The organism is Francisella persica ATCC VR-331, from assembly GCF_001653955.1.
Taxonomy (GTDB): domain Bacteria; phylum Pseudomonadota; class Gammaproteobacteria; order Francisellales; family Francisellaceae; genus Francisella; species Francisella persica.
Map to the genome: position 1 here is coordinate 1,369,660 of NZ_CP013022.1, position 13,607 is coordinate 1,383,266.

The following is a 13,607-nucleotide window of genomic DNA, read 5'->3' on the forward strand; positions in this document are numbered from 1 at the left end:
AATGTATACAAAATTACTTAAATCACTACTATTTTTTATATTAGCAATCTCTATAGCATACCCGCTAAACTCAATAGAATTAAATCAAGTATTAGACAACTCTCTTAAACACAATAATCTTCAATCAGCTCTAGTTGGAGTGAAGATTATTGATTCTCAAAGTAACACCGTAATTTTTTCAAGAAATGCTAACAAAAACTTCGTACCTGCTAGTAATACTAAATTACTAACTGGGATTGCGGGATTATTATTTCTTGGCAGAGATTTTAGGTTTGAAACTAAGCTATATTACGACAAAATTAACAATCATAGTATTGATAATCTTTATATTGAGTTTTCAGGTGATCCAAGTTTTAATCGTGAAAACTTACATACACTTTTAATAAGTTTACAAAAAAGCAATATAAATAACATAAGAAACATCTACTTTGTAAACCGCTACTTTGAAGGTCGAGATACACCAATTAATCAAAGTAATACTAGCTCTATATTTGGCTATGGTGCTCCAAGCTCAATCTATAACCTAAATGAAAATGCGATAACTTTACAACTCACACCTAACTCAAATACTTTCAAAATAAGCCAAACTGTTGGTGAGAAAATTAACTTTATCAATAAACTTTTTATAGCTAGCCCAGAGAAGCTAAAAACCTGCCAATTTAACGCCTATTATAGAGATAATATTCTAGTACTTAGTGGCTGCATACCTTCAAATAGTTATACTTTTAGTTTTTCTATAGAAGATCCACAACAATTTATGCAACAAGCAGTCTTAACTGAACTAGCACAACTTAAAGTCTCATTAACGAATCAAATAAAAATTAATAACAAACTACCAAACAATCTAATACTCTTAGCAAAGCATAAATCAGCAGATTTAAGCAAGCTATTGAAGCATATGCTTGTAACATCTGATAATCTATATGCTCAAACAATCACAAGAACCATCGGCTACTATCGTAATCAAGTTGGGAGTATTGTATCTGGTAAAAATGCTATTATTGAAATACTAAAAACCAAGCTTAAAGTTAATACTGATTGCATTCAAATCGAAGATGGCGCAGGAATATCAGAGAATGATTTATTATCTGCTGATTTTATTACTAGCCTATTACAGCAAATGTTACATCACGACAACTTTAAGCTTTTTAAAAGTATGTTGCCAATATATGGAGAAAGTGGCACACTTAAAAAGCGCTCAAGCAAGCTATTAAAAGGTAAAGTAATTGCAAAAACTGGTACAGGAACAACTACAGTTACTCTTTCTGGTTATCTCTATACTAATAATAAACAATATATCTTTTCAATACTGATTAATAATCTCAAAAACTCACAAAAATCAAGCGCTGTTGCTTTAGAGAGAGATTTGCTTGAGAGTATCTGTTAGTATTACAATATGGTAATTTAATAAGCTCTTAAATGACTAAAAATATTATTAATCACTGGTGGTATTAGTTCTACTATAGCTTTAGCAGCGGCAAAAGCTAGATATAATATAGGTCTTCATTATCATAATAATAGTGAAAGTATTGATAAAATCAAAAAAAAACAAATTACTGAATATCCAATTTAAATCCAACTTATCGTTCTGATAATAGCAAATAAAGATGATATTAAAAAATATATCGTGATTTTATAACAAATCATGGTTGTATTATACGCCATTAATCAATAATGCCAACACGATTTTTCCTAGTTCAAAATTAGAAGATATTTCGATAGGTTAGAGAAAATTTTTGCGGTAAATGCGATAGGTAATATCTTATGTGTTTATGCTATTAAATACCTATCAAAAAAATCATGGACATAATGGTGGTAAAGTTATTAATATCTCATCAGCAGCATCACAAGACGACTAGGATCAGTAAATTAATATATTGACTATGCCTTTACTAAGAGAGCGATTGAAACTCTTAAAAAAGATTTAGCAAATGAATTAGCCGATTATGTAATTTTAGTAAATTGTATCCGCCATGGATTTATGTATATATTTAATAAACTATTAGGTATTAACAGAATTGGTAACCTCAAATATAAAATTCATCTTAAGAATGGTAGATATCCAATAAAAGTTGCTAGTTCTGTGGTATGTTTATTATCAGAAAATGCAAATTATTGCACTGGAAATTTTATATATATTGCTGGTAGTAAGTAAGATAAAATATTTATTATAAAATATATAATAACTGTGAATATTAATACTAAATTAATAAGAAAAATTTATACATTAAATAACTATTTACTATTTGACTAAGATTTTACCTTTAAATACAATCACTTATAAGTTTTAATTTGAAACGTAAAGTTTAGCTTAATTTAGAAAAAATAAGAGATATTTTGTATTGAAACTCAACTTTATAAAGAGGAAATTACTATGCTAAAGAAAATTGTAACTGCTTTAGGAATGTCTGGAATGCTATTAGCTTCTAACAGCGCTATAGCAGAAGATGTTACATCAAAAAATGATAGTCTCACTCCACAGAGTATTGATCTGTCGCCTTTACGCAATTTAAATAAACTTGATAGCCCAATGGATAAAGATTATAACTATCATCAAGCTTTCAAAAAAATGGATACTGAACAACTCAAAAAAGATATGCAAGATCTTCTAACCCAATCACAAGACTGGTGGCCTGCTGATTTTGGCAATTATGGCCCTTTCTTTATTAGGTTGTCTTGGCATGATGCTGGTACATACAGAGTATATGATGGTAGAGGTGGCACTAATCGTGGACAACAACGATTCTCTCCTCTAAATAGCTGGCCTGATAATGTCAACCTTGATAAAGCGAGACAACTTCTATGGCCAATCAAGCAAAAATATGGTGATGCTGTATCTTGGTCAGATTTGATTGTCTTAGCTGGTACAGTTTCTTTAGAATCAATGGGAATGAAACCTATTGGATTTGCGTTTGGTAGAGAAGATGACTGGCAAGGTGATGATACTAATTGGGGTGCTTCTCCAGAAGAGTTATCTAGTAATGTAAAAGATGGTAAACTTGTTAAACCTTTCTCTGCTACAGAGATGGGACTAATTTATGTCAATCCAGAGGGTCCAGATGGTAAACCTGATATCAAAGGTGCTGTAAGTGCAATCCGCCAAGCATTTAGCGGTATGGGCATGATCGATAAAGAAACTGTAGCTTTAATTGCAGGTGGTCATACTTTTGGTAAAACTCATGGTGCAGTACTAGCTAATAAAGTCAAACAATCAATTGGGCCTGCTCCTGATAAGGCTCCTATTGAACAGCAAGGTCTAGGTTGGCACAACAGTTATGGTACAGGAAATGGCGATTACACTATGAGTAGTGGTCTTGAGGGTTCTTGGACTTCTACACCAACATTTTGGAATCATGATTTTCTTAATAACCTTTACAACTTAGACTGGAAAAAAACACTTAGCCCTGCTGGTGCTCATCAATGGACTCCTACTAATGCTAAACAGGAAAATATGGTTCCTGATGCTCACAAACCAGGCATAAAACATAAACCAATTATGCTTACTACTGATTTGGCACTTAAAGAAGATCCAATATTTAATAAATATGCCCAAGAATTCTACAAAAATCCTCAAGAGTTCAAAGAAGAGTTTGCTAAAGCATGGTTTAAACTAACTCACCGGGATATGGGGCCAAAATCTCGATATATAGGTCCTTGGATTCCTAAACAAGACTTTATCTGGCAAGATCCTGTTCCAGTAACCGACTATAAGCAAGTATCTATACAAGATGTCGCTCAACTTAAGAAAGATATCATTAGCTCTGGTTTAACAAATCAAGAACTTATCAGAGCAGCTTGGGCTGCAGCTTCTACATACCGTAAAACTGACTATAGAGGCGGTGCAAATGGTGCAAGAATTGCTCTAGCTCCAGAGAAAGATTGGCAAATAAATGAACCTGCTAAACTTGAAAAAATTCTTGCTAAGCTTAAAGAAATCCAAAATAACTTTAACAATAGCAAAACCGATGGTACTAAGATATCTCTAGCTGATCTAATAGTTCTAGGTGGAAATGTAGGTGTCGAACAAGCAACTAAACAAGCTGGCTATAGTATAGAAATACCATTTATACCTGGCAGAACAGATGCTACTCAAGCACAGACTGATATAGAGTCTTTTAACTACCTAAAAACCAAGTCTGATGGTTTCATAAACTATACAGATGGTAGTGTAGCTGCTGATAAATTACCACAAGCTTTGATAGAAAAAGCTAGCATGCTTAACTTAAATATCCAAGAAATGACAGTATTAGTTGGTGGTATGCGAGCACTAAATGTAAACTATAATAATTCTCAAGAAGGTGTATTAACTACTACGCCAGGTCAGCTTAATAATAGCTTCTTTGTAAACTTACTAGATATGTCTACTGAATGGAAAAAATCTGATAAAAAAGATGGTGAATACATTGGTATAGACAGGAAAACTGGTGAGCAAAAGTGGTCAGCATCACCAGTTGATCTAATTTTTGGTTCAAATTCAGAGCTTAAAGCAGTAGCTCAAATTTATGCTGAAAATGGCAATGAGCAAAAATTTGTCAACGATTTTGCAAAAGCTTGGCATAAAGTTATGATGCTTGGCAGATTTGATGTGCAACAATAACTCTGCTAAAAACTTCTAAAATATTTATTAGTGCTAAATCTATTGCATCTACACTCATTTAATCTTAATATGTAGCTCTATAAACACTAATTTATTAGATTCTATATGGCTATAAGTCTTTATCATCAAAACGACTATATAAGGCAAAATAATAATATTTCAAAAAAGGAAAATTTTTCTGCTTTTAGACGAGATTATGCTCGCGTTGTCCACTCTTCATCTTTTCGTAGATTACAAGCAAAGACACAAATCTTCCCAAGCTTTGAAAATGACTTCTTTAGAAATAGGCTAACTCATTCACTTGAGGTTGCACAAATAGCTAAATCTATAGCAGTCAAACTTAATGCTGAACATCAACTTAATCTTGATTATGATCTAATAGAAACAGCAGCTCTTTGTCATGATATTGGTCACCCTCCTTTTGGCCATAATGGCGAGGTGGCTTTGAACAAAAAAATGAGTGGATTCGGTGGATTTGAGAGTAATGCTCAAACTTTAAGATTGATATCACATACTGCAAAGAAAGATATTGATCAAAAGCAAACTTTTGGACTAAATTTGACTTATCGGACTCTTGCAGCGACAATAAAATATGAACGCATTATCCCACCTATTGGTAATTTAGGTAAGCTTACTAAAGGCTACTATATTGAAGAAGCACACCTAGTAGCGGATATCAAGCAAAAACTTCTCGAACCTTATGGTGTAACTAATATAGATGGTAAATTCAAAACCATTGAATGCTATATAATGGATGTAGCTGATGATATTGCCTATTCTACCTACGATGTTGAAGATGCTCTTAAGGCAGGTTTCATTGATCCACTATCTATGGCTAGTATTGATGATAAGCTTCTTGACAAAGTTTTCAAAGCAATGCCAGATGACTTAGAAATTACTAAGAATGAAATTAGAAGTATTCTGAAAGATATTTTTTCAGATTATATAGATTTTACTGCTGATAGCAGAAATATTTATAGAATATCTAAAAATATTGCTAACAATAGCTTATTGCGGACAAAACTAACATCTAAGTTAGTCAATAGTTGCATCCAAAACATTAGGCTAGAGCTTAACCGAGATATCCCAATTCTTTCAAGAGTTTATCTAAATAGTCAAGTGCGAAAACAAGTTGAAGTTCTCAAAAAATATATATTATTTAAGATAATAAAATCACCAAAGTTGAATGTTCTTAGATATCATGGTAGAGAGATAATCTCAGAAATTTTTGATATTCTAATCAGCTCAACTCCCAATGAGAGCTTACTACCTGATGATATTGGTGTAATATTTTATAACACAGATAATCCTCAAGGCAAAGCTAGAATAATCAGCGACTATATATCTTCTATGACTGACCGATATATAATTGAATTTTATAATCAGTCTAAATCTGATCCTTCAGCAACAATTTTTAAGCCTTTTTCATAAACCAACTCCAGCTACTATTCCAATAAAAAAACTACTTCAGTAAATACTAAGTATAATGATGCTAATAAATTACTAGTTATGTAATAAGAAATATTGTCAACGCTAGAACTAATGCAAAAAAAAACAATAAATAACTTAGGTTATATGCTATACCATACCTATGACACATGTACTATAGCCTAAATAAATTTGTAATAATTATATTGTATGTTAAGGCAAAAAAATACATATTATAGACACAATATAAAATAGCTATAAGCACTCTATCTAGCTATTATACTTTTATAAAAACATATAATTATGAAGCTGTTGTTTATCTAAAGCTTCAACAACTATATAAATATCAATAATATTTTTTCTCAAAAATAAATAGTAAAAATTGTTTTACATTTTTACTATTTATTTTGTAAAACAAGCATCTATAAAAAACCTATATGCTAACCTAATCTTATATAAAGAAATCAGTATTTAGACAAAGATAATGCTATAAATAGTGTTTGCGAATATGTAGAGCAAAAAAAACTTGTACTTCTAAATCACGGCGTGGCAAAAGAAAATATTTTCTTTGATGTTGGCTTTGGTTTTGGCAAAAAATCAGATACTGCTAATTACTTGTTAGAAAATATAGTTAAAATTAAACAAAAACTAGACCTCAAAGCATTGGTTGGTCACTCACGCAAACCATCAGTTTTAAGTTTAGACAAAGATAGTAATCTAGCAACCTTAGATCGTGATACAAGAGAGCTTTCACGAAAGTTAGAAAAATTAGCTATTGAAATTATAAGAGTACATAAAATTTAATAAGGAAATACAATGCCATTTCATCCAAGTTTAGCAGCATTATTAGATACCCCTGAAATCAGAAGAATCAAAAAGCTTAATTTAACAGAGCAGCGTGAAATTTTTACCAATATTTCTATCGAACAGATTAAACGTTTACAGCGTCCTAATATTATTGAAGAAGATATCAAACTAGATAATAATACTGTCTTGAGGCATTACCAACCTAAGAAAGCTAGTGATAAAGCTGTACTTTTTATCCATGGTGGTGGGTGGTGTTTAGGTTCGATAAATACTTATGATCATGTGTGTAGATATCTATGTGATCAAGGTAATTTGAATATCTTCTCGCTAGAATATGGCTTAGCTCCTGAACAAAAATATCCAGTAGCAGTTGAGCATGCTTTATATGCTTATGACTGGTTATATCAAAATAATAACAAGTTAAATATAGTAACTGAAAATATTTTTGTTATGGGTGATAGTGCTGGAGGCAATCTTGTAAGTATAATCTGTCATGAACGCCAAGAGAATGTACCTAAAGCTCAAATTTTAGTCTACCCTGCTGTTGATATGTATACTAAGTATGATAGTAATAAAAAGTTTGATGAATATAAGTACCACTTAACTATGGAGTGGTGTGAAATGTTTCTTAAGGCTTATTTAGGGGATGAAATCTTATCAGAACCTAAAAAACTTAGACAGCCAAGTGTTTCACCACTATTTTATCAAGCAACTAAGCAACCTGATACATTAATTATAGCAGCTACTCATGATATCTTAATAGATGGTATCTATGCTTATGAGAAAAAACTCAAACTGCAAGGAACTCTAGTAGAAACTCATTACGATGATGAAATGTTCCATGGTTTTATGGGTATACTAGGCATAACTCCACTTGAAAACCCTAAAATAGCTTTAGATAAGGTAATTAAATTTATCAATCAAAGATAAAAATACTATTATAAATTATGACTCCAATTTTTAAAACAGATAAAAAATCTGGTGAAAGGTCAGAACAACTTATTAAAAGATTTAATGAACTACCTGCTTTTGTAGCAACTGGTGGCGAGATAGTTTTTGTATCAGATGACTTTCTTGAAGTACATCTAAAGTTTAATCTGACAGATAATACTAAAAACTATTATGGTACCGGCTTTGGTGGAGCAATATATTCTTCATTAGATCCAATCTACCCATTACAATTATATAATATTCTTGGTGATGATTATGTTGTCTGGGATTTATCAGCAAATATTGACTATCTTAAGCCCATTACCGATCATGTCTATGCAAGGTTTCTATTATCACAACAAACTATCACTAAAATAAAGCAAGATGTACTAGCCATTATTTCTATAGTATATCTTGTACCTTTTTCTAGATTAGTTATGACATAATTTAGGCTAGTAATATTTTCAGCCATCAACATTACTATTAACTATTACTATATATGAGAACCATCTAATTCTAGCTTATTCCAAGATACTGCAGCAAAGTTTTCTGTAATAGATACACTGATTGCATCTAACACATAAACATTAGCAACGCATTGATTAATGACTTGTTATGATTAGTAGAGTTATTACCTGCTTTACTTTTAATATTCTACACCAATACAATACATCATCATAAATTACAAATAATTTGGCTGATGGACTATATAAATGCCAAGGACTGCATAGCAATTTTACCATACTTTGCTAGTTTGATGCTAACTGTTCAAACATTGGAGCTATTGTAACACCATTGTTAGTCTAACCACCAATGATAAGAATGCTTTTAGATAAGGATATTTTTTAGCTTCTCTTGATGCCACTAATAGCTCCATGAATCAGCTGAGCATCTAGTGTTTTAATATTACCAGTATTCTTATCAAAACCAATAAATGCGTAGATTATAGTATTTAATTTATCATATTTGAAATCATATGGATTGTAATTATGTCCCAAGCTACCCATTCCTGGAGTTTTGGATCTTCACGAACATTATCTGCACATGGTCTTTAAATTTCTAGTAATTACATCCAAACTTTTAATAAATTATCAAAAAATAACAAGTCTTAGTAAATTAATACTTATATAAACTTATTATATATATAAATAAATTTTAATTAATAAATAATTAATTTTATTAAAAAATTTTTCCAATAAAAGAATACAAAGTATTCTTTTTTATAATTTCGATATCAAATAGTTTCAAAAACTAACTACATTAGATATTATCTAATATAGATAAATCTAATTTAGTTATAGTTCAAAGCTTAAAAGAGGTAAAAAATGAATAAAAGTTTCTACACAAATATTAGTGATAAGATACAAGAAATTAAACAATCAGGTACTTATAAAAGCGAAAAAATTATAGTAACACCTCAAGAACCTATAATTAGTTTAGAAAATGGCAAAACTTTAATTAATTTCTGTGCTAATAACTATCTTGGTTTTGCAAATAATCCTGAAATAGTTGCTTATGCTAAAGAGCATATTGAAGAATGTGGTTATGGTATGGCTTCAGTAAGATTTATTTGTGGTACTAACAGTGTCCATAAACAACTAGAAAGAGAGTTAAGCGATTTTTTTGGGTTCGAAGATACAATTTTATACCCTTCGTGTTTTGATGCAAATGTTGGACTTTTTGAAACACTACTTACAAAAGATGATGCTATTATCAGTGACTCTCTTAATCATGCTAGTATTATTGATGGTATTAGGCTTTGCAAAGCAATGAGATTTAAATATAACAATAATGATATGCAAGATCTTGAAACAAAACTAATAGAGGCTGATAAAGTTGGTGCAAGATTTAAGATGATCGCTACAGATGGCGTATTCTCTATGGATGGTATTATTGCTGATCTTAAATCAATCTGTGACTTAGCTGACAAGTATAATGCTATTGTTATGGTTGATGATTCTCATGCCGCTACTTTTGTTGGCAAACATGGTAAAGGATCTATCGAACATTGTAATGTAATTGGTAGAATAGATATTTTAACAGGCACTTTAGGCAAAGGTTTAGGAGGTGCTTCTGGCGGTTATATCTGTGCTAAAAGAGAAGTAGTAGATTTACTTAAGAATCTTTCTAGACCATATCTTTTCTCAAATTCACTTGCGCCAATAATTGCCAAAACTTCTATAAAAGCATTAGAAATTACTAAAAGCTCTAATAAACTAAGAGAACAATTACAAGCTAACCAACAAAGATTCAGATCTAAAATGACTGCTGCAGGATTTGATTTGATTCCAGGCGAGCACCCTATTATTCCTGTAATGATCTATAATGAGAAAAAAGCTGTAGAATTTGCTGAAAAACTCCTAGATTATGGAATCTATGTAATTGCTTTCTCATATCCAGTAGTGCCTAAGGGCAAGGCAAGAATTAGAACACAAATGTCAGCTGCTCACAATTTTGAGCAAATTGACAAAGCTGTTGATGGCTTTACAAAAGCTGCAAAAGAGTTAGGTATTATTCAGTAATATTCAATCATAGGAATCTAACAATGAAAGCATTAGCTAAATTAAAAAAACAACCAGGTATATGGATGATTAATGATGCCCCAATTCCTAAGTATAATCATAATGAGGTTCTAATTAAAATTAAAAAAACTGCAATTTGTGGTACAGATCTACATATTTACAACTGGGACAAATGGTCACAACAAACCATACCAGTACCGATGATTACCGGACATGAATTCGCTGGTAAAGTCGTAGCCAAAGGAGATAGTGTCACAAGTGTGGATATTGGAGATAGAGTATCAGGTGAAGGACATCTTGTATGTGGACAATGTCGTAATTGTAGAGCGGGCAAGCGCCATCTTTGTAGAAAAACTATAGGTATAGGTATAAATGTTCAAGGAGCTTTTGCAGAATATTTAGCTATGCCAGCAGTTAACGTATTTAAAATTCCTGATTCTATTAGTGATGATATCGCTAGTATCTTTGATCCTCTTGGTAATGCTATTCATACTGCTCTATCTTTTAATTTAACAGGGGAAGATATATTAATAACTGGAGCTGGACCTATAGGTCTTATGGCTGTTAAGATAGCAAGGTTCTGTGGTGCGCGTAGAATAGTTATCACCGATATTAATGAATATCGCCTACAAATGGCTAAAGGTTTTGGTGCAACTGTAGCTTTAAATGTCGCACCATTTAATAATCAACAAGACTTAGTCAAAGAAATGCGTAGAGTAATGTCTGATATAGGCATGACAGAGGGATTTGATGTTGGCCTGGAAATGTCTGGTAATAATTCTGCAATTTCGATGATGCTTAATGTTATGAATCATGGTAGCAAGCTATCTTTATTAGGTATAGCGGCAGGCGATGTTACTGTTGATTGGGGAGCAATATTATTTAAAGGTCTAACTCTTAAAGGTATATATGGTAGAGAAATGTTTGAAACATGGTACTTAATGTCAAGTATGCTTCAAGCTGGTATGGATATGAACCATATCATCACACATAGACTTCATATTAATGAATTTCAAAAAGGATTTGAGATAATGAAAAGTGGTCAGTGTGGTAAAGTAATACTAGATTGGAGTAGCTAGGATGAAAACACTAGATTACTCAAATACTACAAAAGTTGATATTCAATGGGTATTCACTTTGTTTGGTACAGCAGTAGGTGCAGGATTACTTTACCTCCCTATCCAAGCTGGAGATAGTGGTCTTTGGGCTTTGGTAACAGTACTTATTTTTGCTTTACCTTTGACATATTACTCACATAAAAGTATGTCAAATATAGTGCTTTGTACAGATAATGGCGGTATTACAGATGTATTTACCCATAATCTTGGTAAATTCTTTGGTTTGACTTGTGTAATGCTATATTTCTTTGCAATATTCCTAAATATGCCAATGTATTCTATCGGCCTAAATAGTGAATTAAGTAATTTTCTTTTAAATTATAATATTGTAAAAATTAATTTATCTAGACATATATGGTTTAGCTTTAGCATTCTAGCTGTTTTATTAATAATAGTTTCTTTAGGTATCAATATAATTCTAAAGTTTATGCAGCTTATAGTTATATTCTTAATTATATTAGTAATAACATTATCTATATATATAATACCTTATTGGAACTTTGAGTTTATAACTTATAGTCATTTTGATGCTGTTGGTTATATCACAGGTGTATTAATGGTATTACCAATTTTGATATTATCGATGAATCATTCGCCTATTATCTCCAGTCTAGTAATTTTTTATCGTGACTATGTAAAAGTTGAGCGCTCACGAGAAAAATACAAAGTTTATAAAATACTTAGGATTAATGCGCTAATTCTTTTTATATTTGTACTACTTTTTGTGACATCTTGCTTACTTAGCACTACTATATCAGACCTTAATAGAGCTAATGCAAATAATCTATCAATAGTAACACTGATACAAGAGCAGCATTCAGGTGCTTTATTGAATATTTTAGCACCTATGATAGTTTTTACCGCTATTATTAGTTCATTTATAGGCTGTTACATAGGTTCAAAAGAAGCTTTGAAATATCTATTTAAATATTTCTTTAGAAATATCTATAAAATTGAAGTTTCTGATTCAATAATAAATAAAATCAGTGTTGGACTAATATTCATAGTTTTATGGATATGTACAATATGTAATTTTAAAATCCTTAATATTATAGGTATACTAGTTGCGCCTACGGTGGCTTTTTTACTATATGTTTTGCCTATAATAATAATTTATAAAAATATTCAATGCAAAGACTATAGACACGTAGTATTAGACTCTATCTTATTTATAATGGGGTTAGTAATTATATTTGGTTATGTAATAGGTTTACTTTTAAAATAAGTTCTTAGCTTAGCTGCCAATTAGCATATTCTAAATCATCTTTAGTTGTAATCTTGATATTTTTTTTTGAGCATTCAACAACAATTGGATTTATACCAAATATTTCTAAAGCTGATGCTTCATCAGTTACTTTATCAACTAAATTATTTGAGTAGCAAAAATCAAAAGCTTTCTCTAATTGCCCAAGCCTAGATAATTGTGGTGTTTGAGCAAGCCAAATATTATTACGATCAAGTGTTTTGATAACTACATTCTTTATAGTAACTTGCTTAACTGTCTCAAACGCTCTTACTGCTAAGATACCTGCTTGTGAATATGATAGCTTAGTTTGCTGATATAAATCGATAATGCTATCAATATTAACACAAGGTCTAGCAGCATCATGTACAAAAACCCAGTCATCTTTTTTACGCTCATCGATAGCCTTAAGAGTATTATAAACACTATTAAACCTAGTTGCACCACCACTACAAAATACTATTTTGTCACAATTATGATATAACGAATCACTCCAAAAATTATCACTTGCAGAAATTGCCACAAAGATTTTATCAAACAAAGAATTATCAATAAACTTTGCTAAAGTATTATCAAGGATAGTCCTGCCATTACTAAGTTTATAGTATTGTTTAGGAATACCTAACTGCATTCTAGTACCTATTCCAGCTGCTGTAATAATTACATATTTATTTGACACTATAAAAAACCTCTCCTTGCTTGATTAGTCCCATATTCTCACGAGCCAAGCTTTCAAGCACCTCACTATTTTGACGTAATGAAACTACTTCAGAATATAATTGTGCATTAGTATGAAATTTATGCTTAACTTCTTTTTGTTGACTAGCTACAGATTTCTTTAGTGCTAGATACTTGATAAGACCTGTATTGCTAAACCACAGATCATATTGCAATGTAGCTATTAGTAATAAAACTACAGAAATAAAAATATAAAAAAAAGAATTAGATTTGATATCCATGAA

10 protein-coding genes and 3 pseudogenes are annotated in these 13,607 nt (G+C 31.1%); 10 read left to right on the forward strand and 3 right to left on the reverse strand.

The features are described 5' to 3' along the window. The first annotated feature begins 1 nt into the window (after position 1). From dacB to FSC845_RS06035, 7 genes and pseudogenes are all read left to right on the forward strand, one after another. Positions 2-1,387 (forward strand): D-alanyl-D-alanine carboxypeptidase/D-alanyl-D-alanine endopeptidase, encoded by a 1,386-nt coding sequence (gene dacB / locus FSC845_RS06005; protein ID WP_064461134.1) that lies wholly within the window; start codon positions 2-4, stop codon positions 1,385-1,387. Between the two features lie 516 nt (positions 1,388-1,903). Next, on the forward strand, positions 1,904-2,155 hold the full coding sequence (locus tag FSC845_RS09095; RefSeq protein WP_236940312.1) for an SDR family oxidoreductase: 252 nt from the start codon (positions 1,904-1,906) through the stop codon (positions 2,153-2,155). A gap of 219 nt (positions 2,156-2,374) precedes the next feature. Beyond that, entirely contained in the window at positions 2,375-4,597 is a 2,223-nt protein-coding gene (gene katG / locus FSC845_RS06015; RefSeq protein ID WP_064461135.1) for a catalase/peroxidase HPI, read from the forward strand. Between the two features lie 105 nt (positions 4,598-4,702). Further along, positions 4,703-6,028, forward strand: coding sequence for a dGTP triphosphohydrolase (gene dgt, locus FSC845_RS06020; protein WP_064461136.1), 1,326 nt, complete (start codon positions 4,703-4,705; stop codon positions 6,026-6,028). 456 nt (positions 6,029-6,484) lie between these two features. Beyond that, positions 6,485-6,829 (forward strand): annotated as a pseudogene (locus tag FSC845_RS06025) (dihydropteroate synthase); the annotation flags it as partial. Between the two features lie 12 nt (positions 6,830-6,841). Beyond that, positions 6,842-7,762, forward strand: coding sequence for a pimeloyl-ACP methyl ester esterase BioJ (gene bioJ, locus FSC845_RS06030; RefSeq protein ID WP_068594369.1), 921 nt, complete (start codon positions 6,842-6,844; stop codon positions 7,760-7,762). Positions 7,763-7,779: 17 nt separating this feature from the next. Next, positions 7,780-8,154 (forward strand): annotated as a pseudogene (locus FSC845_RS06035) (PaaI family thioesterase); the annotation flags it as partial. 360 nt (positions 8,155-8,514) lie between these two features. Here FSC845_RS06035 and FSC845_RS10155 read toward each other — a convergent pair. Beyond that, positions 8,515-8,813 (reverse strand): annotated as a pseudogene (locus FSC845_RS10155) (glycosyl hydrolase family 18 protein); the annotation flags it as partial. Positions 8,814-9,087: 274 nt separating this feature from the next. On the opposite strand from FSC845_RS10155, the gene FSC845_RS06040 reads away from it, so the two are divergent. Genes FSC845_RS06040 through FSC845_RS06050 form a run of 3 tightly spaced genes read left to right on the forward strand, consistent with a single transcriptional unit; the run spans position 9,088 to position 12,627 of the window. Further along, the gene (locus FSC845_RS06040) at positions 9,088-10,284 is read left to right on the forward strand and encodes a glycine C-acetyltransferase (protein WP_064461137.1); all 1,197 of its coding nucleotides are present in this window, start codon (positions 9,088-9,090) and stop codon (positions 10,282-10,284) included. Between the two features lie 23 nt (positions 10,285-10,307). After that, positions 10,308-11,363 (forward strand): L-threonine 3-dehydrogenase, encoded by a 1,056-nt coding sequence (tdh, locus tag FSC845_RS06045; protein ID WP_064461138.1) that lies wholly within the window; start codon positions 10,308-10,310, stop codon positions 11,361-11,363. Position 11,364: 1 nt separating this feature from the next. Continuing rightward, positions 11,365-12,627 (forward strand): amino acid permease, encoded by a 1,263-nt coding sequence (locus FSC845_RS06050; protein ID WP_064461139.1) that lies wholly within the window; start codon positions 11,365-11,367, stop codon positions 12,625-12,627. A gap of 4 nt (positions 12,628-12,631) precedes the next feature. Here FSC845_RS06050 and ispD read toward each other — a convergent pair whose 3' ends face one another. Both ispD and FSC845_RS06060 read right to left on the reverse strand, forming a co-directional pair. Then, positions 12,632-13,324: a 2-C-methyl-D-erythritol 4-phosphate cytidylyltransferase gene (gene ispD / locus FSC845_RS06055; protein WP_064461140.1), complete on the reverse strand. Its 693-nt coding sequence runs from the start codon at positions 13,322-13,324 to the stop codon at positions 12,632-12,634. Further along, entirely contained in the window at positions 13,314-13,604 is a 291-nt protein-coding gene (locus FSC845_RS06060) for an FtsB family cell division protein (RefSeq protein ID WP_064461141.1), read from the reverse strand. Before FSC845_RS06060 ends, ispD begins: the two co-directional genes overlap by 11 nt. Positions 13,605-13,607: the final 3 nt, after the last annotated feature.

Coding starts and splice junctions, on each gene's coding strand:
- FSC845_RS06050 (WP_064461139.1), top strand. CDS start 11,365: ATGAAAACACTAGATTACTCAAATACTACAAAAGTTGATATTCAATGG.
- dgt (WP_064461136.1), top strand. CDS start 4,703: ATGGCTATAAGTCTTTATCATCAAAACGACTATATAAGGCAAAATAAT.
- FSC845_RS06060 (WP_064461141.1), bottom strand. CDS start 13,604: ATGGATATCAAATCTAATTCTTTTTTTTATATTTTTATTTCTGTAGTT.
- FSC845_RS06040 (WP_064461137.1), top strand. CDS start 9,088: ATGAATAAAAGTTTCTACACAAATATTAGTGATAAGATACAAGAAATT.
- bioJ (WP_068594369.1), top strand. CDS start 6,842: ATGCCATTTCATCCAAGTTTAGCAGCATTATTAGATACCCCTGAAATC.
- tdh (WP_064461138.1), top strand. CDS start 10,308: ATGAAAGCATTAGCTAAATTAAAAAAACAACCAGGTATATGGATGATT.
- katG (WP_064461135.1), top strand. CDS start 2,375: ATGCTAAAGAAAATTGTAACTGCTTTAGGAATGTCTGGAATGCTATTA.
- dacB (WP_064461134.1), top strand. CDS start 2: ATGTATACAAAATTACTTAAATCACTACTATTTTTTATATTAGCAATC.